The organism is Candidatus Zixiibacteriota bacterium (genome assembly GCA_035380245.1).
Classification (GTDB): domain Bacteria; phylum Zixibacteria; class MSB-5A5; order GN15; family FEB-12; genus DAOSXA01.
In genome coordinates, this window is the sequence record DAOSXA010000003.1 from 145,951 (window position 1) to 172,443 (window position 26,493).

Consider the following 26,493-nt stretch of genomic DNA (forward strand, 5'->3'; position numbering starts at 1 on the left):
TCAATGAGTCTCCACTACTGGATGATCGGTCAGAGCTACCACGCCCGGAAGGTCCTTTCCCTCGAGGAACTCAAGAGAAGCCCCGCCGCCGGTGGAAATGTGAGTCAGTTTGCCGTCGAGACCGGCCTGTCCGACCGCTGCTGCGGAGTCTCCACCGCCGACCACCGTCACCGCTCCCTTTTCGGTCAGCCTGGCCAGCAACCGGGCAATCGCCAGAGTTCCTTCGGCGAACGGTTTGTGCTCGAACACACCCATCGGGCCGTTCCAAACGATCGTTTTCGCTTCAGCCAGTTCTTTTGAGAACAGCTTGATCGTTTCCGGACCGATATCGAGACCTTTTTTGTCAGCCGGAATCTTGTCGATCGGAACCGTCGAAACAACGGCATCATCGCTGATTTCCGACGCGATCACGGTATCGACCGGGAAGACCAGCCTGGCGCGGGCGTTCTTGAAACGAGCGATCAACTCCCGAGCCAGGTCCACCTTGTCTTCTTCGAGCAGCGATCCGCCGATTTCATAGCCCATCGCCTTGGCGAAAGTGAACATCATGCCGCCGCCGATCAACAGCAGGTCGACCTTATCCATCAGGTTCTCGATCACGTCGATCTTGCCGGAGATTTTCGCGCCGCCCAGAATCGCCGCGAACGGACGAGTGGGATTATTGAGGGCGTTGCCGAGATACATGATCTCTTTTTCCATCAAATAACCGGCTACCGACTGGTTAAAATAACGGGTCACTCCCTCAGTCGAGGCGTGTGCCCGGTGAGCGCTGCCGAAGGCGTCATTGACATAAATATCCGCCAGCGAAGCGAGCTTGCGGGCGAATTCCTGATCGTTGGCGGTTTCCTCGGCGTGGAAACGAAGATTCTCGAGCAGAACAATCTGTCCCGAGGTCATCTTGCCGACCAGGTTGGAAGCCTCCGGGCCAATGCAGTCCTCGGCAAAGAGGACTGCCTGACCCAGCAGCTCCGACAACCGTTTCGCCACCGGCGCCAGCGACATCTCGGGAACGAACTTCCCCTTGGGGCGTCCCAGATGAGAGCAGGCGATCACGATGCCGCCGTCACCGAGAATCTTTTTCAGCGTCGGCAGGGCAGCGCGGATGCGACGGTCGTCCGTTATATTTTGCCGATCATCGAGCGGGACGTTAAAATCGACCCGCACCAGAACCTTGCGGTCCCGGAAATTGATGTCGGCGACGGTTACCTTATTCATCGAATTACTCTTCAAACTTGTTAGAGCATGATCTCGATCATATCGCACATGCGATTCGAGAAGCCCCATTCGTTATCGTACCAACTGAAGACTTTGACCAGATTCCCCTGGACGGCAGTCATATCGGCGTCGAATACCGAGCCGTGTGCATTGCCGATGATGTCGGTCGAGACGATCGGGTCTTCACAGTATTCCAGCGCCTTGGACAGCGGTCCCTCAGCGGCTTTCTTCATGGCAGCGTTGATCTGGTCAACGGTCGCTTCCTTTTCGAGAATAACTGCCAGATCGACTATCGAGGCATCCGGGGTGGGAACGCGAATGGCGCAACCGTCCATCTTGCCTTCGAGAGCCGGCAACACCTGTGAGATCGCTTTGGCGGCGCCGGTGGTGGTCGGAATCATCGACAAGGCCGCCGAACGAGCGCGACGGAGATCCTTGTGCGGAGCATCCAGAATTCTCTGGTCGCCGGTGTAAGAGTGAATCGTGGTCATGAATCCCTTAACGATACCGAAATTGTCCAGCAGAACCTTGGCCACCGGAGCGAGGCAGTTCGTAGTGCACGAACCGATCGAAATCACATGATGTTTGGTTTTGTCGTAACCCTTGCAGTTAATGCTGGGAATAAAAGTACCGTCGTGCCCCTTGGCCGGTGCCGAGATAAGGACCTTTTTAGCGCCCGCCTGCATGTGTTTCAGGGCTTCATCCTTGGTCCGGAACAGACCGGTGCATTCGAGCACGATATCAGCCCCGCGCTCTTTCCACGGCAGTTTGCTGGGGTCGCGTTCGGCGGTTATCGGAATAGTCTTGCCGTCGACGATCAGGTCGTTGCCGCTGTAGCCGACTTCACCCGGATACTTGCCGTGGACCGAGTCGTACTTCAGCAAATGAGCCAGCGTCTTGGCGTCGGTAATGTCGTTGATTCCGACGAATTCGATATTCCGATTCCGAGCAGCACGAAACACCAGGCGCCCGATTCGTCCAAATCCATTGATTCCAACTTTCATCCTGTCCTCCGTGAGGTTATTGGTCCTGCGGAAGGAATAAGTATTTCACTCCCGCCGTAACCGTGAGCGCATCATAATTATCTATAGTGACTAATTTATCTCCGAACTTGATTGGCAGATACCTGACGTTAAAATCCAAACCGATCTGGGTAGCTACCGGTATATCGATTCCGGTGCCGGCCATCCAACTGAACTTGTAAGCATTCTCCTCTTCCCAGTTCGAGCTGTAATAGCTGGAATTGGTGAATTGCACCGCCCGGCGTCCCACGATGAAAGTACCCCCCAACTGTACATAAGGGTGAATACGAGCCCCTATACGAATTGGGTAATACTTGGCTGAAGCCTGCAGGTCGTAAATCGACAGGTTGCCGATATCGGTCGCACCATCGGTCTCACCCAGAGTCACAGATCCACGGTTGACGACACCGAGAGCGGCCTCGATCATCCAGTGACGGCTTAAGCGATGACCGTAAAATGCCTCGAAATAAGCAGCGCCGTCATTGATGTTCGTTTCGTATGAACCCGTGGCTACATCGTTAACGGTAATAATCCCGGATTCCGGCGGGCTGTCGCCCAGGTTGATCCAGGCCCCGACGCGAGCACCTGCCTGGTGCGACTGGAGGAAACTATCCGATTCCTCGGATGCAACCGAGGTGGCCAGAATTAAGCCGATAAACAAGGTGGTGATTAAAATCCTGAGCAATGTTGACTCCCGTGTCGTTTCTGTGCCTGACGGTTCCATGTCACCGTATGTAATCCGGTATATCGGCACCTGTCAAGTTATACTCAAACAACCATTTCGAGCCTGGCGAAAAAACGTCCGACTGGCACCTGAGACCAAATCCGAACCATCCTTCAATTCCACTCCAGAATACAACCTTACGCGGCAGTTCTCGTCTCGGATGTTGCCCGGATTGCGGCAATTTCACCGGATAGCCGACAGGTGTTCATTCCTTCAACATTATCTACGGTTTAAGGTTCGCCTTATTCTGTTGCTTCCGTGTTATTTTGTGATTCCACCGGTTTTTCGGAGGCATAGAGAATCATCTTCTGGTCTTTGTAGTCGAAAAGCACCCTGAAGTTATCCAGGATGAGATTACCGACGTTGCCCCCCAGCATTTCCGACTCTACCACCCCTTCGCCTTCCTCGGGTAAAATAGCTCTAATCGAGGTCAGCAGGATATCACCCATTTTGAACGAAGCGACATAAGCTGTCCTGACCTGGGTGCTGCCGCCTATTCCTCCGAAAGTCTTGTCTGCTTCGGATATATCGCTGAGGCGCCGGGTCAGGTTGTTCTTCTCTACGAATGGCCGGTGCAGAATCAAGCCAAACGGATTTCCCAGGTCAATCAGCAGTTCCGTCGGAATTCCCAGCAGTTCTCCTTTGACGATCGGCACTCGGGAATAGAACTGAAAGGGGATAGGGTAACCGCTGTCCGGGGCGATAAATTTGTCCGGATTGTAAATTGTCAGAAGTTGTCGGCCATAGTCGATCATTATCGGGAACTGACTGATAAAATCGTAACCGATAACACCGCCGAAACGGACATCTCCGGGGCCATGAATTCGCAACGGTTCGAGGTCGGATATGCCGGTTTTAACATCGCGTAAAACCAGGTCGCCCACCAGTAACGAATCGATTTTTACGAACTCTATCTGTTCGTAGGCTGTGGCTCCCTTAGCCGGGAGTGAACCGGCCGACGGCAGGTTCAAATCGGCGGCAAACTCGGCGTCGATAATTGTCGCCCCGGCGCCGGTATCCAAAAGAAACCAGCCCTTCTTTTGACCGTTGACCGAAGCCTGCAGTTTGATATGACCGGCGCGGTAATCGATGGCCGCTGTTATTGAGGTTTGACCTTCGGGAAATCCTGCTTGATAGACGGTTGTCGGAGGACTGAATTGCCCCGGCGCCAGTTCCCGGTCAAACTCACATACACGTGCTCGCTGTTCGATTGCCAGCGTTCCCCCTTCAGCTTCCAGCCGTGAATAAAACGGCATCCAGACACCGTCGACCTGCTGATAATCACCAAGGGTGATGGTGGCCGCCAGATCGTCTAAAGTAACCTGATAGTCGGTCATGCGGCCGGTTTCGGTATCGAAATGAGCGATGATAGTATCCTGGTGCAGCGGATAAAACGCTACCTCGTGTAATTGTTGATCATAACTCTGGATGATGCCCCGATATTCCTTGCCGCCTGGAATCCAGCCCTCTACCAGGTATGAATAAGAGGGGATATACGCGTTTCTCAAGGATTCCATGGTTTGAACGTCGCTCATTATAACCGGATTCCCCGCCAGGTCGGCGGTCCACCCAACCTGACCGTCGTAACCTTCCGTCATGACCAGAGAGCCCAGTTGTAAGCGACTGTACGTCAGATCCGGAGGAGCCTGAATCGATACGAAAGTCCCCGGGGTGCCGTTAAGCAGCAGGTCGCCTTCGGAATAGGCCGATTTCATCCGGACTATTCGCTGATATGCCTCCGAACCGCCAACCGACTGGATCAACAATGAATCGAGATCGAATCCGCTGACGCCGCTTACGGTCGTCAACAGTAAAAAAGTCACCAACAAACGCATGGAATATATCTCCGGAATCTGGTACAGATCATCATAGTGTCTCGTACAAAGAACCTGAAGGTTGGTTTGAATAAAAGATTAAACATAAATGGGAAGATTACCCGGCATAAAAAAACCGGGCTTCGGCGAAGCCCGGTCCATTCGAACGGCTGCGAATCTAATTTTCGATATACTTGCTGATGATTGTGCTCATCTTCGAGGACATCCGTGAGTTGGGGTAGACCTCTGTCGCTCCGGCAATTCTCGCAGCCTTCATCTGGTCCTTCAACGTATGCGGAGAATAGCATACGATTGGAATTTCCTGGGTCGCCCCGTAAGACCGAAGTTTGTTAATCAGCGAAGGGGCCTCAATGCCGTTTAGATTCAGATCGATTACAATCAGATCAGGTTGAAGCTCCTGTGCCTTACTGAAAATATCGTCGGATCGTATCGCCTTGATGCCTTCAACATCCATCCCGTCCAGGACCGTCATAATCTTGGACGTGAAAATCATGTTGTTGGCGGCGATGATTACCTTTTTGCTCATACACTCAAATCCATTCGTTCGCGATAACGTACCAAAAAAGTGTCCTACCCCATTTGGAGCACAGCCCATCCCGATCCAATATAGTAAATTGTAATCGCGAAATAAAGGCTTGTCTTAAAAAACTTGTATTACTATTCGCTCGCATTGTTAAGTTGTTGCAACACATTACGTAATTGTGGCGGGTCGATGCCGCTGTCGTAGTCCCGGCTGTTTTTAGTTGATTGGATAGTACCTTGCCGATAGCCTGTAAACATGCGTAAAACAAGGATAATCGCGACTTTTGGCCCTGCCGTCGCCACCGAGCGGAAAATTAAAAATTTAGCCGCCGCCGGTGTAAATATCTTCCGGATCAATTGTTCCCACGGACAGACGGAGGACCTGAAACTCGCGGCTGCCCTGATCCGAAAAGCCACCGCTCAATCGCCCTATCCTGTTGGCTTGCTTTTTGATATAAGTGGTCCTAAACTCCGATTGGGTCGCTTTGAGGGGCAATTCGAGATCAAAACCGGTCAACTCCTGACCTTAGTCAAAGGTGTGGGAAATCCGGCCGAATATGTTTTTAGTGTCAACCATCCCGGTATTATCGAATCGATTCGGAAAGGTGAGCGGGTTTTCATTGACGACGGCAACCTGGCGTTCAAAGCAACTCATGTCCGCGAATCCTCGGTGGCGTTACGTGCCCTTAATCCCGGGGTGATCTCATCCGGAAAAGGCATAAACTTACCTGATTCCAATATCAATATAGCGACCATCACCCCCAAAGATCACCGCGATCTGAAAACCGCCGTCGCGTTGGGGGCCGATTTTATCGCTTTATCGTTTGTCCGCTCGGCCGAGGATATCCATACCGCCCGTCGACTTATCAAAAAGCAGGGGGGAAGGCAGGAGATTATTGCCAAGCTCGAAAAGCGGGAAGCGATTGAGCAGTTGGATGAAATCATCCCGGCTGCCGACGGCATCATGCTGGCCCGAGGAGACCTTGGCGTCGAACTGCCGCCGGAGGAGCTTCCAAGGTTGTCGCGGAAAATAATCGCCAAAGCCAACCGCCATCGGAAACCGGTTATCATGGCAACCCAGATGCTCGAATCGATGCGTCATTCACCACGGGCGACGAGGGCTGAGATCAGCGACGTTGCAACGGCGGTGTTCGAGTATGTCGATGCCGTCATGTTGTCAGCCGAAACCGCTACCGGCAGTTATCCGTTGGAAGCGGTCAAGACGATGGACAAGGTTATTCGAACGACCGAAGCTGCGGCTCAGCGACCGGCACTGGAGGTTGACCGCCTCGAGGTCAAATCCGATATTCCACTGGCTGTTGCCGATGCGGTCAGTCGTTCGTATCATTATTGTCGCAGCAAGGTGATCGTTGCCTTTACTACCTCCGGCTTCACGGCTGAAATGATCTCAGCTCTTTTCCCGGAGCAACCGATTGTGGCGGTAACAACCGACGAACGAGTCTGGCGACGATTGGTATTGCGCCGGTCGGTTTATCCGACACGCGGACCGCAACCGAAATCATTCGCCGGTCTTCTTAAAATCGTAACTCGAGCCTGTCAACAATACCGCCTTGCTCGCCGGGGGGATAAAGTAGTTATTACCGGTGGTGTTCCCTTCGGCGAAACTCGCCTGACCAATATGATGATGATCCATGAACTATAGAACCTTCGACGATAGGACCGATCCCGGGCTATGAACGAGTTAACCTTCCGTACCAATCCCCTGCTGCTGGCGGCCCTGCTGTTCGTTGTGGCGCTGGTGGCTTCGTTTTCATCGGCGTCCGCCGACAAAAATAAATCATCGGACAAAAAGACCCGGTCGATTTGCATCACCTTCGACCAGTTACCGGTCGACCAATCGTTCTCGGAGATTGATCATACGGCAGTTGTTACCTCTATTCTCGAGGCTCTCAAAAAGCATGAGGCAAAGGCGGCCGGGTTCGTAGTTGCCGAACGTATCGGCAACGATTTCGACCTGCTCGGTCAATGGCTCAACGAAGGACATGTTCTGGGCAATCTGACCTACTCGCATCAGGACATCGATGAGATCGGCATCGAGCATTTCATCAGTGAAATCGCTGCCTGTGAAGAAGCGTTAGAGCCGATGTTGTCCGGGTTCGGCCAGAAAAAGCGATACTTCCGCTATCCGTACCTCCACTATGGCTCTACCGTTGAGGCTAAACGAGCCGTCGGTGATTATCTGGCCGCCAACGAAATTACCGTAGCGCATGCAACTGTTTTGGTCGAGGACTATCTCTACAATCTTTCACTTGAAAAACTCGGCTCCACTCCAGACTCAATCGATATTGACCTGATCGGTTCGCAATACTTGCAGCATGTCATGGAACAAGTGACGGCCGCCGAACAACTGGCCACCCGAGTGCTGCATCGCGATGCCCGCCATATCCTGCAGTTACGCTCCAACCAGCTCAACGCTCTTGTCCTGGATGAACTGCTGACTGCCCTCGAAGAACGAGGTTATCAGTTTATCAACCTTGATAAAGCTCTGAAGGATGATCTCTACCAGGCGCCGGAGGCATATTTTGGTGGTCCCGGAGTGAGTTATATCGAGATGATCATGGAGTCCAATCCCGACTTCCTCCCGGCGCGTTAAATCTGCTATCGTAGGTCAGGTTGCTTGCAACTTGACAGTAAATACTGTACACCCATTCGGTGGCCCACCCATCCACGGATAGGAATACATACGTAGTGCGGGATCCCTGCGATCCCGCATTGTTAACTAAATTATGTGGGCGGCAGACCTCCCGGTGTGTACCGTGACATGGTAAACAGGTGTTCCGGGACATTTATGTGGGCGGCAGACCTCCCGGTCTGCCCCTGCTGCAGCCTTGCCGGTCGTAGCGCGGGATCCCTGCGATCCCGCGCTTTATCGCAGACCTCGCTGGCGGCCCACCCGTCCACGGGTGGGAAGTCGAATATCAGCCCTAATTCGTGAAGAAATCGAAGATATTACCCAACATGGAACTGTCGGCTTTATATATCTCCGTATAGCGACACCGACGACAGGATACGGTCGAAAACTTGGCCGATTGAATGTCGAATATCTTGGTCCAAAAGCCGCCGGCAGCGCGAAACTCACCTATTTCGTATTCCATCGCACCACACTTGGGACAGCGGAAATTCAGGGATTGCATTGTCTATCCTTTCGTTCACTTGATTCTCTGAAACGATATACTTATCTGCGACTAAATTCTTCAATTATCGTTGCGGAAACTATCGTGAAAATGTGATCCTTGCCGCCCCTTCGGGTGTTATATTAATGACGAATCGACACGGGACCGATAACAGATATAACGACAAGATCGAAACGGTATTTCCAATGAGCCACGAAACAGAAATCAACCTGTCCGAAAACAGCCTGGCGGTGCTAAAGCGTCGCTATCTGGCGCGTGATGACAAGGGCCGGACCCTCGAAACACCACGAGAGTTGTTCTGGCGTGTAGCCCGGTTTATCGCTCAAGCCGACCGGGCTTACGGAGCGGACGATACGGCCGTGGAGAAGCAGGCCGAGCGTTTTTTTGAAACGATGGCTCACCTTGAGTTCATGCCCAACTCGCCGACCCTGATGAACGCCGGGAGGCCTTTGGGACAGCTCTCGGCCTGTTTCGTCCTGCCGGTGGGCGACTCGATGGAAGAGATATTCGAGGCCAACAAAAACGCGGCCTTGATTCACAAATCCGGCGGCGGCACCGGTTTCGCTTTTTCTCGTTTACGGCCGCGCAATTCGGTTGTGGCCACGACCCGAGGGGTGGCCTCGGGACCCGTCTCGTTTATGAAGGTGTTTAACTCCTCGACCGAGGCGGTTAAGCAGGGCGGCACCCGGCGCGGCGCCAACATGGGGATTCTTCGGGTCGACCATCCCGACATTGAGGAGTTCATCGCCTGTAAGGACAACGTTAACGAAATCACCAATTTCAATATCTCCGTTGGTATCACCGATGCTTTCATGGCGGCCTTGGCCGATGGAAGCGACTATGACCTGATCGACCCGCGCACGAACGAAATCTACCGCAAGGATGGCCATGAAATCCGTCTCAGTGCTCCGGCTGTGTTCGATCAAATAGTAGCGCGGGCCTGGGCTACCGGAGAGCCGGGTTTGGTATTTTTGGATCGGATGAACCGCTCCAATCCGACCTGGCCCTATGAAACCATTGAGGCGACCAATCCCTGCGGCGAGCAGCCGTTACCGCCTTATGACTCCTGCAATCTCGGTTCGATCAATCTCAGCCGGTTTGCTCTTGAACCGTTGCCCGATGATTACACCCGCGATGAACCGGAACGCGGCATCGACTGGGAAAGGCTCGGTCGCACGGTGCGGCTCGGGGTCCATTTCCTTGATAACGTGATCGACCAGAACCGCTACCCGATCGCAGAAATTGCCGAGCAAACCAAAAAAAATAGGCGTATCGGTCTCGGCGTCATGGGTTGGGCCGATCTGCTGGTAAAACTGGGACTACCGTATAATTCCCCCGGGGCGCGGGATTTGGCGGGAAAAGCCATGAACTTCATTCAGACCGAGGGGCACAAACACAGTTCCGAACTGGCCAAGAGTCGTGGCCGTTTTCCCAACTGGGAGCATTCCCGCTACGCTCGGGAGGAAGTCGCCATGCGCAACGCGACCGTGACTACGATTGCCCCGACCGGGACGATTTCGATCATCGCCGACTGTTCCTCGGGAATTGAGCCTTATTATGCTATTGCCTTCGAACGCAATGTCATGGACGGGACGCGTCTGGTGCAAACCAACTCGCTGTTCGAGGCGACCGCACGTGACCGGGGTTTTTTCACCCCGGAACTGGCCGAACGGATTTCTTCGACTCGTTCTCTGTCTGGATTGAATGAAGTCCCCGATGAAGTCAAAGCGGTTTTTCTGACCGCAGCCGATATCTCACCCGAAGACCATGTGCGCATGCAGGCGGCCTTTCAGGAGCATTGCGACAGCTCCGTCAGTAAAACGATCAATTTCCCCGAAACCGCCGATCGCGACGAAGTCCGCCGGGCTTTCCGGCTGGCCTGGGAAACCGGCTGCAAAGGGATTACTACCTACCGCGACAACTCGCGTCCCAATCAGGTCCTCTCCAGCGGTCACAAAGCCGCGCCGGAGGATCGGATCCGACCGGTGCGGGAAAGACCTCGGACGCTCAGTGGATTCACTGAGAAAATCAGAACCGGTTACGGCAATCTTTACGTGACGGTGAACCTGTTTGAGGGACGTCCGTTCGAGGTATTCGCTCAGATCGGTAAATCCGGGTATACGACCATGGCCGATACCGAGGCTATTTGCCGGTTGATTTCGTTGAATCTCCGCTCCGGTCTGCCGGTCGAAACAGTGATCGAGCAACTGCGGGGAATCGGCGGTTCGAACCAGGTGTTTGCCGAGGGATCGAAGGTTACTTCTATCCCGGACGCTATCGCACAGGTTCTCGCCCGAAGGTTTAACTCCAAGGTAACTTCTGAAACCGCAGCCGGTTCCACCGAAATTTGCCCGGAATGCTCAGCCGCCATGGCCTATGATTCCGGCTGTTTCTATTGCCAAAGTTGCGGTTATTCCACCTGTTGATTCTGCCGATATATCCGATTAAGAGCATAGTATATGAGCACCGATCAGTACATCCCGGTGGGACGCACGTCCCTGGTTAGGCGAGGTGACGACCTCCCGCCGCTGCAGGTCCAGACCGAGTATTCGCGAAGGCCCTACGCCCGGATTGCTACGACCGTTACGGAAAAAGGGCGGGTTCTGCATAAAATCGAGAAGAAACTCGAGGCGCCGGTCTCGACGTTCGAGGAGCAGATGCAGATCGAACGAGTTATGCAGGCCCAGCATCTTGAGGTAGAACGAGTGATCGAGGCTCAGGCCGTTGCTCCGGCTGTAGTTGCTGCGGTTCCTTCGGAGACTTCGGTGGAACCGGTCCCGGCCTCACCGCCTCCAATTAGAAAATCCGAGCCGATAGTCGCTCCCCCGGCCGGTCTGTTTCAATCGGCTGAAATCTCCGATGATCCCAAGCAGCAATTGCTCGAACGACTGCGAAAAGTTCGGGGAGCGCAGCATGTTTTTTTGCTCGATGCCGAGGGGAATTTTTACGGCAAACATTCCGAGAAACAGTTCAAGAAAGATTTCGGCAAGATTTTCCGCAATTTGTCCGAGTTGATTTCCGTATTCGGTTTGCTTGACAGCCCGGTGCCGAAACGTGAAACCGGGGTGGTCGAGGTGGAGCGGGATCGCCTCTATTTTATCTCGACCGGCGAGGACTGCTATTTCGTGACGGTGCGTCGCCTTGACCCCGATACCGATTTCGAACAAGCCTTTAAGGCTTTGATCTAGATTTCTTTCAATTCAGCAGCAATTATTCTATGGAGCGAGGGGGGATATTTTTAGTAGAACGAATCTGTCTTCAAATCCGCTATCTCTTCCTCCTCGTGCTGATTCGGAGGGCGGCAGACCTTGAACCTTGGGCCTTGCCCCCTGCAATCGCGGAATCTGTCTTGTCTGAATCCTGCGAGGCAACTCGCGAAGAATCCAACCGTGTTGGTGGGCGGCAGACCTCCCGGTCTGCCCCTGCAGCACACCCCACAGAACGTCTTTCCCGCGAAAGGGTGTGTTGAAAAACTTCTTCTGCGGCGGAGACAAGCCCCGCCGCTACGCGTTTAGGAGCTCTAACCTCGCGTAGCGGGCGGCCTTGTGTCGCCCGCATTACAGTTGTGTTTTACTGAATATCCGAGCGTATGACTTTTTCAACAAATCCCTTCGCAGGGGAGACGTTTGCGGGGCGTGTTACAAGACTATAACAGTGACTGAATGCGGTCAATGACGAGGTCAACGGTCAGGTCATTCATGCACCGGGGATTGTCGCAGGTGAGGAGGAGGTCATCGTACTGGCAGGGGCGACACGAGACCGGGACTGACAAAGGCTCCGCTTTATATCGCGGCCCGTTTTTCAACTCGCACGAGGGGCCGAATAAAATAAGCGCGTGAGTCTGAACCGCGTCGGCGATATGCATCGGACCGCAGTCATTGCCGATTGTCAACACTGCCCGACGCAACACCCAGGCCGTCTCGCGCAACGACAGTTTGCCGCGCAAATCAAGGAGGCGTCTGTTGTCCGGCTGCGGCGGGTCGAAACGATCGTCCGGGCCGCCGATCACAGCGATCAGCGCCTCGGGGTATTCATCCATAAGTCGTGTGGACAGGTCCGTGAAATAGGGCCAGCGTTTGTGCCGCCACATGAAGTCGTTTTTGCTCCCCGGCACGAGGCCAATAAACGGCTGTCCGTCCGGAATCTCAATCTGCGGTCGTTTCATCGAGACGTACAGCGGCGGCGCCGGTCCGCGATAGCCGAGGGCGCGGATCATGTCGAGGTTGTACTCCCGCTCCGGCTTGAGCCAGTAAGTACCGGTAAAGGGGAGAGGATGAACGATGCCCTTGTCGGGGTAATTGTCCGAGTCGGGAATCGGCGGATCGACCGACCAGATCTCGAAGGTGTGATCGAATGTTCGTCCACTCAGCGGATCGGGAAATGAGGTCACCTCATCCGGCACGTTCCAATCCTCGAACAGGTCGCCGCCGGGAGTGTAAAGCGTGATATGGGCTTTGGGCCAGTGTATCCTGATAGCCTGAACGAGGGGAGTAGCCTCGACGGCGTTGCCGATACCCGTGTTCATCATGACTAGTACTCTCGGATGATCCGGGGGGGAGCTGGTTTCGCTGTTGTAACGGATCATACGACGGCGATGGACCGGTTTCTTGAGTCGTTTCAGCCCCTGCCTGACTTTCCCGGCGAACGGCAGCTTGAGGGCGATATCGTGAATGATTCCGATCAGACCCATACCAAGGGATAGCAGAAAGGAGACAGCTTGTCTACTTCAATATATTACACAGAACGATAACGATGATTGCTACCGTTTACGAATTACCCGGAGGGCATCAAGCAGCAGCCGCTTGGGCGTTTTTTCGGAGTTGGCCCGGATAGCGGTGAAGCATTTGTCGCAGGTGTTGCTGTCGGTGAATTTGGCCAGCAACTCGGCCTGTGAATCGTACATGTCGCGGCACATGCCGCATGGAGTAAGTCTGCCCCAGGGATTGACAATCAGAAAACGTCGTCCCGCCTGACAGTTGGGATAACGGCTGTTGCGGAAAAACTCGATCATCTGGCGCATGGTCCATTCCGAAGTCAGGATCGGATAGCCATTGTTCTGCATTTCGACCAGCTTATCGACCACCTTGGTGAGTTCTTTGAGATCGCCGTTTTCGTCGCTGATCAAATAGAACTCCTTGCCGGTGCGCAATGCGTTGTAGGTGCTGAAATTGCAGGCAACACCCCATTCCCTGGCGAGCTCGGCGATTTTTGGCAGGTCGCGGAAATTGTCCGACTGGACTACACAGGCCAGAATAATGTCGTTATTGCCATATTTAGCCAACTTCGGGATCAACTCCCGAATGTGGTCGAAATTCCCCTTAAGATGGCGGAACTCACTGTGACGTTCATCCGGATAATCGAGAGATATGGAGAACTGATCGAGTCCGGCTTCCTTGAGGGCTTTGTAACGGTCCTCGTTGAGAATCGAGGTATTGGTGGTCAGGACAAAGACAGCCACCGGGTCACGACGGCGCATAGCGGCGATGATGTCGACCAGGTCCTTGCGCAGGAAGGGCTCCCCGCCGCTGATCTGGGCCACGGCCGGGCGGAGTTTTTCGAGCCAGTCGGCGAATACCTCTGGGGGAGTGCCCGGTTCTTTGACATAGTCGCCGAGGTCACAATGCTCACAACGAGCGTTACAGTTGTAGGTGATTTCGAATGAAACCGTCACCGGTCGTGAAGACATGAGATTCTTGACGGTCCGGGCGGCAATTTTGAGCTTGCGTGAAGTTGTTAGTTCCGACATGCCCCGCGAGTCCCTTCCTGTTCATGCCTCCGAACGCTTGTTCGGAAGTCAGCTGCTTCCTGCTGTACCGCAGCAATCTAAGCAATAAGGAGCGTCGGGCCAAACGAAAATCGATTTTTTTCGGGGTAAAAAGAACCGCCCGTAAAACGGGCGGTCAACATTTTGGGAGAGAGATTGCAATTTGAAAACACTCACCGTACAAAACGGTAAAGGGCTTTTATAGCCACTCGTCGCATTTCGTTTTCGCTATCGCTCCGAAGAGCGGGTCACGGCGTAGACTCAGCGAACAGAGAGACGACCTTCATGAGCTAAGTGTTAGAGGTTTTCAAATGGCTCTCTCTCCACGAACTCATGTATATCTCTATCGTCAATATCCCCGTTCACAAACTTTTTCGCAACAGTTTTCTGGGATTAGTTGCGTGAGGCCCTTTACGGTTGTATGTTTTTCGCACATTGAAACAGACCTTTGTAACCATGCAACGTGGTGTCGCATGATCACTTCCATCGGATTAGACATTGTCGAAAACAGCCGTCTTGAAAAAGACGTCGAGACGTTTGGAGACCGTTTCCTGGATCGTATTTTGAGTCTGTCGGAGAAATCGGCTTACGTCTCACGCCAGGACAAACCGCAGTTTTTGGCCGGTCGCTTTGCCGCCAAGGAAGCGGTGGTCAAAGCACTCGGGAAATATCTGGACAGCAAACCGCCGTTAACGGCGATAGAAATCGTTAACCGGCCGGATGGCTCCCCTGAGTTACAATTGCCGGATGAAATCACCGCCAAACTAAACGGCGCCCGCTGCTTGCTCTCGATCAGTCACGAGCGGCTGTTTTCTGTAGCGGTGGCGGTTTTTGAGGAGGACAAATGAATCAGCAAGAATTGATAAATCTGTTCAAACAATCGAACGCCCTGCTTGAGGGACATTTCAAACTGACTTCAGGACGTCATTCCGATGTCTACTACGAAAAGTTTACACTGTTGCGGCAACCGGCAACATGCACCCGGATTTGTGAAGAGATGGCCGCCCGTATCCGAGGTTGGCAGCCGCAGACGGTGGTAGGCCCGACGACCGGCGGAATCATTATTGCCTATGATGTCGCTCGCTATCTCGGTGTTGAAGCGATGTACGCCGAGCCGGGAGAGCAAGGCCGGATTTTCAAGCGCGGGATGTCGCTCGAAAAAGGACAGAAGGTGGCCATCGTTGATGATGTGCTGACGACGGGGCGGTCGATTTTTGAAGTGATCGAGCTGGTTAAATCCTACGATGCCGAGATAGTCGGCATTTGCGAAATGCTGGATCGTTCGAACGGTCAGGTCAGGTTTGACTATCCGTACGAGGCGCTGGCGGTGGTCTCGGCCTCCAATTGGGAACCGGATGAATGTCCGCTCTGCGCCAAAGACATTCCGCTTACCCAGCGGGGCAGCCGCAAGTTCTAATCACTCCCATTGAATGTCGGGATAAAACAGATCAGGCCGGGATGCCGATTGCTTCCGGTTCGGCGACTTCTTCAGCTCTAGCGAGGGGGAAATCCACCCGAATCGAAGTCCCCTGTCCGGGGGCCGATTCGATCGATAGTTTGCCATCGTGACTGTCGATGATCCGTTTGCAGACCAACAGACCAAAACCGTGGCCGTTCTTTTTAGTGGTGAATTTCTCGTTGAAAGCCTTCTTGAGCAGCTCTGGATCAATTCCCTGTCCGGTGTCTTTGATGGTCACGGCGAACGTTCCGACCGAGCTGTCGACCGCGAGATTGGCATTAATACTGCGGGTAGCGCAATCGACTGTAGCATCGGCGGCGTTGTTGAAAAGATTGTAGAGAAGCTGTTGTATGTGAATACTGTCTGCCTCGAACGGGACGGCTTCTTCCGGGGCGTTCAGGCCGATAGTAACCCCTGCGTAGCGTTTTTGCGGACGAAGATAATCGACCACCTCAGTCAGCATTTTCTCGAACCGGAATACTTCTTTTTTACCCGAAATCGGTGTGAGGTCCATCAGGTTCGAAGTGAAGCGCTTGATTTTCTCAACGTTGTCCGAGATGCCGTTCATGTATTTGTCAAGTTCACCGTAGTTCTGTTTTTTTAGATGGAATTCCATGAGCGACAAATTGCCGGCGACTACGCCCAGGAAGTTATTCAGTTCATGCCCGATCTCGGCCGACATCTCACCGCGGGTAGCCATTTTTTCGAGCTGAATCGTTTCGTCCTGCAGCGCTTTGAGTCGGGCGTAAGCATCGCGCGATTCCTCGAGCAACTGGATGTTTTCCAGCGAAAGAGCCAATTGCGAAGCGGTGATTGACAAGAAGGTCAGATCGGAGTCGCCGATCACGGTTGACTCGTCGGTAAAACCGATCATTATCAGACCGTTGACATCCTGGGCGCGAGCGATTGGAACCGTAACCATCTGGACCAGAAACTCGGCTGCAGGAGGTATTAAATACTCGGATAACTCCGGAGCCGGTTGCGCCTGATAAATCGGGTGTTGCTCAATGGTACCATAATGAAACGGTTTCGACAGTAATGCCGAGTCGACTTTGGAGAGGGCTTCGGAGAGCAGCTCGGCCGGAGGATTTTTTTCTTCGGTCTGTTCGCCCAAAGCGGAGATGAGGCGGAAATCCGTACGTTCCTTATCCCAGTAAAGAACGGAACCGTAGGAAGTGTCACAATGCATCAGGGCGAATTTTAACGAAAGTGAAGCGAGTGATTTGCGGTCGGCAACCGTGTAAAGCATCTGGCTCAGATTGGAAAGGCGATCCAGTTGCTGATCGGGGGATTTCTCGGCCGCCAGTTTCCGGATTTTATCCGCGGCCTTGGCAACCGCCTGGCGAATCTCCATCAGTTCGAACGGCTTCATGATGTACTCGAAGGCGCCCTGTTTGATCGCTTCCTTGGCCGAATTCAGATTGGCATAACCGGTCATAAAGATTACAACCAGTTCCGGTTGAGCTTCACGAGCCTTGCGAACCAGTTCGATGCCGTCCATTTTCGGCATACGGATGTCGGTGATGATCAAATCGGGAACGAATGACTGAGCCAGTTCCAAAGCGGTCTGACCGTTGGATGCGGTCTCTACCTGGAACTCCTCTTCTTCGAGGGCATCGCGTACCAGTGAGAGTACGATGTCCTCATCGTCAACCACGAGAACTCTGATATCGCTGTTACTTAAATCACTCATCGTTGTTTGACGGGCGGCAATACTTTAGCCAGTGTGCTCTTGATCTGATCGAGATCGAAGGGCTTGGTCAGACAGCAGTATGCGCCGGCCTTTTCGGCCATTTCGGCCAGTTCATCGGGCAATGAGTCGGTCATGATGAAAGCCATTTCGGACTTGACCGAGGATACTTCGGTATAAACCTGATAGCCGTTCTTACGCGGCATGTGGATATCACAGAAAGCTGCGGCATAATCGCCCTTGAGAGCTTTTTCTATGCCGTCGGCGCCGTCTACTGCCAGGTCGACTTCATAACCGAGATCCGTAAGGTATTCCGCAAGCAGACTGCGGATTACCTCGGAGTCGTCGATTATTAAAATTCGCTGAGTAGTCACGCGGCGTCCCCTTCCAGGTGATCGCTGACTGTTTTAGTCAGCTCAATAATGCTAAAAGGTTTCGACAAAAATGCGCAGGCACCGTGGTTTACCGATTCAGAGGCTGCGAAAAGGGTGGAATAGCCGGAGATAACAATAACCGGACAAGCCGGATTGCGACTCTTGGCATATTTTACGACTTCTTCTCCTGATACTCGCGGCATCTTCAGATCGGTGATAATAAGATCGAACCCGCGCTGGCCGAGTTTCTCGATTGCCTCATCGCCGTCCGCGGCCAGGGTAATCTCGTAATCCTCACTGAGGACCTCGAACAGAAACTCGCGTATAATCTCCTCGTCGTCTACGACCAGGATTGATTTCTTGAGCGTGTCTGACATTTATTCAGTTTTTAAAGGCGGTTTTCCAATTTACCTGTAAACTCTTTATCCTCAGTATCGGAAGCCTTCTGAGGTTTCTGAAGAGGTAAAATGATGGTAAAGATGGTGTATTGTCCCGGTTTCGAATCCACCCTGATTTCGCCGCCATGTTCATTGATGATGCCGTAGCTGACCGATAAACCGAGACCGGTGCCCTTGCCGACATCTTTAGTCGTGAAAAACGGCTCGAAAATTTTATTGATGTTTTCGGGTGAAATGCCACAACCGTTGTCGCGGACCGAAGCCTCAACAGCTCCGCCGAACTCGCCCAGAGCGGGGCTGAATCGTGAACTGACCGTGATCGTGGACTCCGGCGGTGAGGCGTGCATGGCGTTGATGATCAGGTTCGTGAACACCTGCTGGAGTTGTCCGGCGTTACCCATGATCGGAGGAATGTTGGGATCAAGATCATCGACCAGTTCGATCTGATTCATGTGCAGTTGATGTTCGACGAATATAACCGTGTCGGTGATGACCGAATTTATGTTAACCGGTTCGAAATCCGTTTCTTTACTGGCGCGAGAGAATCTTAACAGGTTCTGCACGATTGCCTTACATCGACGAGCCTGGGTTTCGATGTCGGTCAGATATTTGACGTAACTTGTCATCTCCTTCTGGTTGGCGGCCGACGGGAGACTCTTTTTCATTTTTTCCAGAGCGAATTGTGCATAGCCAAGAATGCCGCCAAGAGGATTGTTCAGCTCATGGGCAACCCCGGCAGCAAGCTGACCGATAGCTGACATTTTTTCCGATTGCACCAGTTGTGCCTGTGCCTGCTCCAGTTCGAGAGTACGTTGAATGATTTTTTCTTCAAGGTTGCGATTGTATTCTTCGATCTCATCGCGGGAGAGTTTCAGCGACTCAATCATCTTGTTGAAGGTGTTGGCCAATCGACCGATTTCGTCGTGCTGGGTGACTTCAACACGCTGGGTAAGATCGCCTCGACTCACCTGATCGGTGATTTCAACCAGTTGCTTGACCGGTTTAGTCACTATCTGAACGAAGAAGGCAACAAAGATGATCGTCAGAATCGTCACTACAACGGTCAGCAGGATAGTGGCAGTCTGGGCGGCTGTGATAGCTTTATTGACACTTTCCAGACTTAAGACCAGTTTGATACGACCGATTGTTTCGGTCACCATGGTTTTAGTCAGGTTTTCACCGATGCCACTGGTGATCCCCAGGTTCTCACGATCCAGCTTTTCAACCTTAGTGACGACCGGATGATTCAATTCTATGAATTCCTGTCCGACGCTGTTTTCAACGTAGGCGTCCTGACAGTCAAATGCGGATGCGTCATTGTGAGGAATGCCACGCATATAAGTTAGGCCTTCCGTTGGCCAGTCGCCGATCGATGCCAGTACTTCGCCGTCGTTGTTGTAGATAATGGCAGCTTGAATATCATCGAATACGGCGAATTTACCCAACAACTCATCGAGTTCGTATTTGAGCTCGAATAAAACACCGGACTCTGCCTGCATGGCCATGATGCGGATCATGGTTTCACCGTTGGTCTCGAGTTCGCGTCGGTAGCTTTCCGATTGGCGATCAATCAGATAGGAACCGATAACCAGAATGCCCGCGATCAAAATGCCTGAGATCGGGAGGACGAACTTGGTCTTGAGGCTGAGACTCTTGACACGTACCCAGAAGCTCATCGATAGACCTCCTTGGCTACGGCCACTAATTCGTCCGGAATAGTTATCCCGATCCGCTCGGCGGTATTTTGGTTGTAGTGGAACCAGATGACATCTGCCAGTGAAATGGGTATGTCGGCAGGCGATGCTCCATCGATGACACGGTTGGCAATAGCTCCAGCCTGAAATCCGATTGCTTTATAATCGAAGTCCAGGGCGAAGAGCGCTCCGGATTCCACGACATGTCGTGAAAAACCCATTAGGGGGAGGCCTTTACGGAGACAATTGAGCAGCAAATAACGCGTCGATCGAGGATCGAACAAGTTGGGATCGGCAACAGTCCAAATTGCCTGAGCACTTACTGCGAGAGAATCAAGTGCCTGAGGCAGCATTTTGATATCGTCGATTTTAGCCGGTATTAACTCCAATCCCGCTGACTGAGCCACGACTCTGGCTTGCGATATTAGAGAGGCAGTGTTGTCGGTGTAAAAAACCCCAATCCGCTTCAGGTCGGGGACTATTTCTCTGAAGTATTTGAACTGTACATCAATAGGGATATTCAGTGAGGCGCCGGTCAGGTTACCACCGGGGTGGTTCATGGAGGCAGCGAAACCGGACAGGACCGGGTATTTGACAGCCGAGAAAACAATGGGGACATTCTCGAAATTGTCCCTGGCAAATTCAGTGGCAGATGATCCCACCGTTAGAATAAGCCTTGGTTTAACTATGTTCAGAGAATCGATAATCTTAAGGTTTTCATCGGGTTCGTTTTGTATCAGGAAGTCGTGAAAAACGACATCGGGATGTTCCCTCCGAATAACCTTTTTTGCTCCATGGAGAGTGCGGCTGGTGGAGGTCAGAGAATCACGGACAAAAATGGCTACATCAGTACCCGCGGTAGCTGCTTCCGACAGGAAACCCACCAACAGAAGTACGACAGCGCCGAGTATTGTCCGATACTGCCTGGTCATTGGCGATTGATCCATTGCCTCTCAAAGATGTTTTAATCCTCGTTGCGGGACACGCTATCGCTGCCTAGCGCATACCGCCGCACCTAGTTCTGTATCGGATAGACCGGGATTTTCTTGATTAGCAAAACGGGGATTAGCTTAAACATTTTCGATTTGAACGGTAATGACGCGATTAAGTAATCGAGTTGCCGTCCGATACTAGGAACGTGCATTCGAAAAGATAGGCATGAATCAATCAGTAATGAAAATATCGTATTGTGACCATAAGTTGAGGAGGAGTCGCTTTGCGTAAACAACTATGTCAGTTGTTGCTGCTTCTACCGGTCTTACTGCTGATAATCGCCGCGCCCCCGGCGCAGGCAGGCACGAGCGGCAAAGTATCGGGAGAAGTTATCGACTCTGAGACAGGTGAACCGGTAGTGGGGGCAACGGTACGGGTGTCGGAAACCAATCTGGCCACTAAAACGGATGATGACGGTGAGTTTTTTATCATCAACATCCCGGTCGGCAAATATGATCTGACAGTGACTTCTGTCGGTTATGAAGCCGTCCAGAAACGCCAGGTTCGGGTTCTGGTTGATCTGACGACGCCCGTTGATTTCGAGTTGGATCGACAGACGATTGAACTGGGACAGGAAGTTGTCGTGTATGCGACCAATCCTGTGATCCAACAGGACCTGACCGAGTCAAAGATCATTTTCACATCCGATCGGCTCAAGAACCTGCCAAACATTGAGACGGTCCAGTCAGTTCTGACCAATTATCCCGGCGTAGTGGTCCAGGACGGCGATCTGCATATTCGCGGTGGTCGTTCGGGACAGGTTTCGTACTACTACGATGGATTCTCGGTTCAGGATCCGTTCTATTCGTCTACTGGTATTCGAATCATCCCAGGTGCACTTGAGGAGCTGTCACTGACTTCGGGTGGCTACACCGCCGAATACGGCGATGCCATGTCCGGGGTGGTGAACGCGGTTACGCGCGAGGGTGGTCCCGAATATCATGGCGGGATTCGTATGTACGAAGGGGCAACGCGACCTTATGACGTCAGTCAGGGGACCTGGGGTGAAATGAAGCGGACGGGAAACCGCTCCCTGGGATTCGATTTATCCGGTCCTATTCCGGGTTTGTCGGGCAAGAGATATAATTTCTTTGCCGCCGGTGAATACCTGACTGATGCCGGATACTTGCCGCACGACGGCATCACCTCTTATTCCTTTACTTCCAAACTGACGGCTCAACCCGGTCCTCATCTGAAGTTGAATGCCAATCTGAGTTATTACCAGTCGGATGGTGATATATATGAGCACCGCGATGTTAACGGTGTCTCATACGACTTCAATCTGGACGGCTTGCCGTCGTTTGAAAAAGAAGCCTATCTGTTCGGTATCACAGCCAACTACAATATTAATGAGAGACTGATCTTCACTTCCAGTATGAACCGATTCCGTACCTACACCCATACGGCGCCTTCCCAGTATATGGATACCTATTGGGATGAATGGGATGGATACGGCGTCGATGAATCCGGCGAATACAACGGGACCATTCAGGATGATAACTATTTGGGTTATCAGGATTTCGAAGATCCTTATCAGGCGGTTGGCTTCACCGTCGGCGACGACTACAATCCGATTTTTCAACGGCGCGAGGCGATTTACAATGCAGGTCGAGTCGGTTTGCTGGCCCAGCTTCATAAATCGCATCAAGCCAAGATCGGCTTTGAATACCGCCGTTATGATATTGACTGGGATTCCAAGCAGTTCTACAACAGCAATCCTTACGGAGAGAAATACACCTCGAATCCGTATTATTTGTCGGGCTTCCTGAATGATAAAATGGAGTTCCAGGACCTGGTGGTGAATCTGGGTATGCGTATAGATTATCGCAACGCCGATATCAAATACAACGCAGCACCGTCGGAAGCCTCCCCAATTTGGGAAAAGGCGGAATCTCGAACTCGAGTTTCCCCGCGTCTGGGTGTCTCTTTCCCGTTGGCGGAACACACCGTCATGCATTTCAACTATGGTGTGTATTATCAGGTCCCTCAATACCAATATATGTATACCAACCTTCAGGGAGACCTGAGTACCGGATTACCGTTGCTGGGTAATCCGAATCTTGAACCGGAACAGACCATATCCTATGAGTTGGGTCTTGACCACATGCTCACGCCTAGTCTGCGAATTGATATAACAGCTTATTCCAAGGATATCGAGGACCTGGTAACTACCCGCGAACTCTCGGCCCTGGGTGTCGGGAGTTTTGCCGTGATCTACGACAACGGCGATCATGGTACGGTTAAGGGATTCGATGTCGCTCTCGAAAAACTGGCCGGAAACGGTCCGTTAAGCGCATCGATCTCATACGGTTATATGCAAGCCACGGGTATTAACTCTTCCGCAACCGAACCATACTATACCTATCTGAGTTCCACTACCGATACCCTAGCCCCCAAGACCGAATACCCGCTTGACTATGATCAGCGTCATACGGTCACCGCGGTTGTCGACTTGCGTATCCCTGAAAAATGGGGCGGCAAGTTCCTGGGAATGTCGCTTCCGGGTGCATGGGGAATCAATATGGTCGGACACTACGGTTCAGGTTTGCCTTACACTCCGACCGATGCCTTTGGCAACCGCCTCGGTGAGAGAAACGAGGCCCGTTTACCGGCCACGTTTACGGTTGATACGCGCTTAAACAAGGATTTCAACTTCAGTGCTTATCAAGCGGTGTTTTTCCTCGAGGTTGACAACTTATTCGACCGGCGTAACGTCCTGAACGTATACTCCCGAACCGGTCAACCCGATGATGACGGTCAACAGTCCGAGGCCAGCCTGGCGACCAACGCCGATTTGGCTGAGCGTCTGGATACATTATATGACCTCGATCCCCAAAACTACTCTACACCGCGGACGATGCGTCTCGGGGTAGAGCTTCACTTCTAAGGAGCGGTGCAGCAATGAAGACAAAACACGCGCTTCTCGTTTGGGGCCTGCTTCTTTTGGTCGGATTCTGCCTGGTGGGCTCATCAGCTCTGGCAAAAAAGCCGCCCACTCCGGGTGAGTCGATTTCGCCGCCGCAGGACAGAGGTCCGCAATACTCGCCCCAGCCGAGCACGGTGGATATGATTACCCACAACAAGGGTAATATCGTGACCACTATCGACAACTTTGGATACATCGGTGGCTACAGTTACTATGGATATCCATCAGGTGAATGGCCGCGTAATTCCGGTCACGACTACCTGGCTGAAATCCGTTACTGGATGGGTGCCGTCACGCCCTCCGGTGATACTCTGGTTGCCAATACCGTTGATGATTTCCAGGCGATGCCGATGCCGGTGAACGGACAGGATGATTATCTGATCTATCTGTCGACCGACTCGACTCGCTATTATGAATACAATACAACCGACACCGTCGGTTTGGCGCTCGGATATCCCGCTAACGGCTGGCGGGTATGGGATCCGGTCGCTGATACATACGACTACAACCAGAATTATGATCCCCTGGCGACAGCTTACCAGCCGGGTGGTCCGACTTCATTGCAGGAGTCGTTCTACCGCTTCAACGATGCCGCTTCCGGCAGCTCTCTTATGGGGCTGGAATTGACGCATAAAGTGATGCAGTGGAACTACTGTTATAATGAGGACTTCACTTTCGTGGTGATCGAAATCACAAATACATCGGATATCGATTATTACGACTTTGCCGTTGGACTCTACATTGATATAGATGTCGGCGGCCTTGACGGGACCGGTGAAAACGGTCGTCTGGGCGACATGGTGGCCTACGACGCTGAAGAAAACCTGGCTTGGATTTATGATCAGGACGGCGAAGATCCGGGCTGGGGGCGTGATGTCACGACCGGCATCATGGGCACCAAATATGTCGAGACGCCGGACAATATCGGAATGACCTCCTTCCGGTCAGGCTACTGGGAAGCGGTGTCGGATATCGATGATGCGGAAATGTATGAGTTGATTTCAACTGATATATTCGATGAATCACTTCCTCCCACGGACCAGTACTATATCCAATGTACTCGCGGTATTGATCTTACGGCCGGTAAGACAGTACGTATTGTCTACGCGCTGATTGCCGGTGCTGACGAGACTGAGTTCCGCGAGAACGCAGCGCTGGCCCAGGAGCTTTATGACAACAACTTCATCGGTCCGCAGCCTCCGGCTACGCCGGTGCTTCGTGCCCGCGCGGGAGACGGTAAGGTTTATCTCTCCTGGACTGACACCTCTGAGGTCAGCCTCGATCCGATGACCGGTGTTGCCGACTTCGTTGGTTACAAGCTCTATCGCTCGGATAATCAGGGAAAAACCTGGGGCACTGAAATTCACAATACCGGCAACGACTGTCTCGATCTGGATTATGAGACGTTGGCTTCGTATACGATAGGTTCCCCCGGTGATCCGATTCAGCATTCCTATATTGATACCGGTCTCTACAACGGTGTGGAGTACTGGTATTGTTTGGTTGCTTTTGATGACGGAGATTCGGCCACCGGCATCGATCCGCTACAGAGCGGATTCGGAGTGGCGGACGAAGTGTCAAACACGGTATCTGTTACCCCGACGGTCGATCCGGCTGGTTTCTACGATGCCGCGGCCACGATTGACCATGTCTATACCGGACCGGATCAGCCTTCCGACGGTACTGTGTATCCGGTCATCTTCGACGAGTCAAAGCTGACCGGTGACGAATACCAGGTTGTGTTCGAGAATGGCGAGGATATTACCTACTGGCACCTGATCAATGTTACCACCGGCGATACGTTGCTGGCTTATCAGACTCGTGTCACCGGTGAAGCCGATTTGTACGAAGTTGCCGAGGGTGTTCGGGTGGTCGTGCGTAACGGTGATCGCGTTCCGGCTTATGTCGGACAAACGAGTTTCGCCGGAGCCGACACCACCATTCCTCTGGACAATTTCTTCGGAGTAGCTCTTCCGGTATTGACCGGCGAAGAGGATTACGTCTGGAGTGATGAGCCTTTCCGAGCCACGTACGAATTTCGTTATACGGGTGATTCGACCCGTGCTAACTGGGTCGGTGACGGTTTCTACGGAACCGACTATGTATACTGGGTCCCCTACGAATGCTGGAATACGACTACCGGGCAGCGAGTCTCGATGGCAATTTGGGATTATGACGACAACGATGTCTGGGACGTATACGACGATATTTGTATCGTCAATTATCCCTACGACTCGCTCAATTCGGTAACAGCGTATGCCTTCCCGTACTGCTATTCCTGGTTGTTCAATTTCTCCGAGGAGGGTTATAATCCTTCCGTCGGCGAGGTGTTCACGGTTTATTCGGCGCCGCTCAACGGCACCTCGGATGCCTTCATGTTCACAACCGACGGTGTCAACGCTGCGGCGGCGGCAACCGAGCTGGGTGATATCAAGGCGGTTCCGAATCCTTATTACGGCCGTTACAGCGCAATGATTGAGACCGGTGAAGGAGAATCGGTAATCAGGTTCATTAATTTGCCCGACAAGTGTACGATCAGAATATACACCCTGTCGGGTGACCTGGTGACCACCATCGATCACGACAACGGCGAGGGAGAAGCCGAGTGGAACCTGCAGAGTTCCAACCATCAGCAAGTTGCCTCCGGCATATATCTCTTCCACGTCGATTCGGAGTACGGTGAACGGCTTGGCCGATTCGCCGTGATTAAGTGAGGAGGTCC

At 52.6% G+C, this 26,493-nt stretch carries 21 protein-coding genes; 8 read left to right on the top strand and 13 right to left on the bottom strand.

Annotated elements, in window-relative coordinates:
• The 5 genes from PLF13_10970 to PLF13_10990 all read right to left on the bottom strand — a co-directional run bounded on the left by PLF13_10970 (nucleotide 1) and on the right by PLF13_10990 (nucleotide 5,322).
• Nucleotides 1-1,215 carry a phosphoglycerate kinase gene (locus PLF13_10970; protein HOP07798.1) on the bottom strand — a complete coding sequence of 405 codons (1,215 nt, stop codon included), beginning with the start codon at nucleotides 1,213-1,215 and terminating at the stop codon, nucleotides 1-3.
• A 20-nt stretch (nucleotides 1,216-1,235) separates the two neighbouring features.
• Nucleotides 1,236-2,219, bottom strand: a complete 984-nt coding sequence (gene gap / locus PLF13_10975; GenBank protein ID HOP07799.1) for a type I glyceraldehyde-3-phosphate dehydrogenase — start codon at nucleotides 2,217-2,219, stop codon at nucleotides 1,236-1,238.
• A gap of 16 nt (nucleotides 2,220-2,235) precedes the next feature.
• Nucleotides 2,236-2,922, bottom strand: coding sequence for an outer membrane beta-barrel protein (locus tag PLF13_10980; protein HOP07800.1), 687 nt, complete (start codon nucleotides 2,920-2,922; stop codon nucleotides 2,236-2,238).
• A gap of 281 nt (nucleotides 2,923-3,203) precedes the next feature.
• Nucleotides 3,204-4,796, bottom strand: coding sequence for a retropepsin-like aspartic protease (locus PLF13_10985; protein ID HOP07801.1), 1,593 nt, complete (start codon nucleotides 4,794-4,796; stop codon nucleotides 3,204-3,206).
• Between the two features lie 157 nt (nucleotides 4,797-4,953).
• Nucleotides 4,954-5,322, bottom strand: a complete 369-nt coding sequence (locus PLF13_10990) for a hypothetical protein (protein HOP07802.1) — start codon at nucleotides 5,320-5,322, stop codon at nucleotides 4,954-4,956.
• Nucleotides 5,323-5,574: 252 nt separating this feature from the next.
• On the opposite strand from PLF13_10990, the gene pyk reads away from it, so the two are divergent.
• Together pyk and PLF13_11000 are read left to right on the top strand one after the other, a co-directional pair.
• Nucleotides 5,575-6,981: a pyruvate kinase gene (gene pyk, locus PLF13_10995; GenBank protein ID HOP07803.1), complete on the top strand. Its 1,407-nt coding sequence runs from the start codon at nucleotides 5,575-5,577 to the stop codon at nucleotides 6,979-6,981.
• Between the two features lie 30 nt (nucleotides 6,982-7,011).
• Nucleotides 7,012-7,932, top strand: a complete 921-nt coding sequence (locus PLF13_11000; protein HOP07804.1) for a polysaccharide deacetylase family protein — start codon at nucleotides 7,012-7,014, stop codon at nucleotides 7,930-7,932.
• A gap of 331 nt (nucleotides 7,933-8,263) precedes the next feature.
• On the opposite strand, the gene PLF13_11005 is transcribed toward PLF13_11000, so the two are convergent.
• Nucleotides 8,264-8,473, bottom strand: a complete 210-nt coding sequence (locus PLF13_11005) for a zinc ribbon domain-containing protein (protein HOP07805.1) — start codon at nucleotides 8,471-8,473, stop codon at nucleotides 8,264-8,266.
• 185 nt (nucleotides 8,474-8,658) lie between these two features.
• On the opposite strand from PLF13_11005, the gene PLF13_11010 reads away from it, so the two are divergent.
• Together PLF13_11010 and PLF13_11015 are read left to right on the top strand one after the other, a co-directional pair.
• Nucleotides 8,659-10,899: a vitamin B12-dependent ribonucleotide reductase gene (locus tag PLF13_11010; protein ID HOP07806.1), complete on the top strand. Its 2,241-nt coding sequence runs from the start codon at nucleotides 8,659-8,661 to the stop codon at nucleotides 10,897-10,899.
• A gap of 33 nt (nucleotides 10,900-10,932) precedes the next feature.
• Nucleotides 10,933-11,661 (top strand): hypothetical protein, encoded by a 729-nt coding sequence (locus PLF13_11015; GenBank protein HOP07807.1) that lies wholly within the window; start codon nucleotides 10,933-10,935, stop codon nucleotides 11,659-11,661.
• 458 nt (nucleotides 11,662-12,119) lie between these two features.
• Here the strand turns inward: PLF13_11015 and PLF13_11020 are convergent, their stop codons facing one another.
• Nucleotides 12,120-13,163 carry a glycosyltransferase family 9 protein gene (locus PLF13_11020; protein ID HOP07808.1) on the bottom strand — a complete coding sequence of 348 codons (1,044 nt, stop codon included), beginning with the start codon at nucleotides 13,161-13,163 and terminating at the stop codon, nucleotides 12,120-12,122.
• A gap of 69 nt (nucleotides 13,164-13,232) precedes the next feature.
• The gene (locus PLF13_11025; protein ID HOP07809.1) at nucleotides 13,233-14,219 is read right to left on the bottom strand and encodes a radical SAM protein; all 987 of its coding nucleotides are present in this window, start codon (nucleotides 14,217-14,219) and stop codon (nucleotides 13,233-13,235) included.
• 491 nt (nucleotides 14,220-14,710) lie between these two features.
• Here PLF13_11025 and acpS point away from each other — a divergent pair, with 491 nt between their 5' ends.
• The gene (gene acpS / locus PLF13_11030; protein HOP07810.1) at nucleotides 14,711-15,085 is read left to right on the top strand and encodes a holo-ACP synthase; all 375 of its coding nucleotides are present in this window, start codon (nucleotides 14,711-14,713) and stop codon (nucleotides 15,083-15,085) included.
• Nucleotides 15,082-15,654, top strand: a complete 573-nt coding sequence (pyrE, locus tag PLF13_11035; GenBank protein HOP07811.1) for an orotate phosphoribosyltransferase — start codon at nucleotides 15,082-15,084, stop codon at nucleotides 15,652-15,654. The genes acpS and pyrE overlap by 4 nt, the downstream gene beginning before the upstream one ends.
• A gap of 31 nt (nucleotides 15,655-15,685) precedes the next feature.
• Here the strand turns inward: pyrE and PLF13_11040 are convergent, their stop codons facing one another.
• The 5 genes from PLF13_11040 to PLF13_11060 are packed head-to-tail and all read right to left on the bottom strand — an operon-like array spanning nucleotide 15,686 to nucleotide 20,799.
• A complete protein-coding gene (locus PLF13_11040; protein ID HOP07812.1) occupies nucleotides 15,686-17,389 on the bottom strand; it encodes a response regulator in 1,704 nt (567 codons plus the stop codon).
• Entirely contained in the window at nucleotides 17,386-17,760 is a 375-nt protein-coding gene (locus tag PLF13_11045; GenBank protein HOP07813.1) for a response regulator, read from the bottom strand. Before PLF13_11045 ends, PLF13_11040 begins: the two co-directional genes overlap by 4 nt.
• Nucleotides 17,757-18,137, bottom strand: a complete 381-nt coding sequence (locus PLF13_11050) for a response regulator (protein HOP07814.1) — start codon at nucleotides 18,135-18,137, stop codon at nucleotides 17,757-17,759. Before PLF13_11050 ends, PLF13_11045 begins: the two co-directional genes overlap by 4 nt.
• Nucleotides 18,138-18,148: 11 nt before the next feature.
• A complete protein-coding gene (locus PLF13_11055) occupies nucleotides 18,149-19,834 on the bottom strand; it encodes an ATP-binding protein (protein ID HOP07815.1) in 1,686 nt (561 codons plus the stop codon).
• Entirely contained in the window at nucleotides 19,831-20,799 is a 969-nt protein-coding gene (locus tag PLF13_11060) for an ABC transporter substrate-binding protein (GenBank protein HOP07816.1), read from the bottom strand. Before PLF13_11060 ends, PLF13_11055 begins: the two co-directional genes overlap by 4 nt.
• Nucleotides 20,800-21,068: 269 nt before the next feature.
• On the opposite strand from PLF13_11060, the gene PLF13_11065 reads away from it, so the two are divergent.
• Together PLF13_11065 and PLF13_11070 are read left to right on the top strand one after the other, a co-directional pair.
• A complete protein-coding gene (locus PLF13_11065; GenBank protein HOP07817.1) occupies nucleotides 21,069-23,732 on the top strand; it encodes a TonB-dependent receptor in 2,664 nt (887 codons plus the stop codon).
• 14 nt (nucleotides 23,733-23,746) lie between these two features.
• Nucleotides 23,747-26,485 (top strand): hypothetical protein, encoded by a 2,739-nt coding sequence (locus PLF13_11070; protein HOP07818.1) that lies wholly within the window; start codon nucleotides 23,747-23,749, stop codon nucleotides 26,483-26,485.
• Nucleotides 26,486-26,493: the final 8 nt, after the last annotated feature.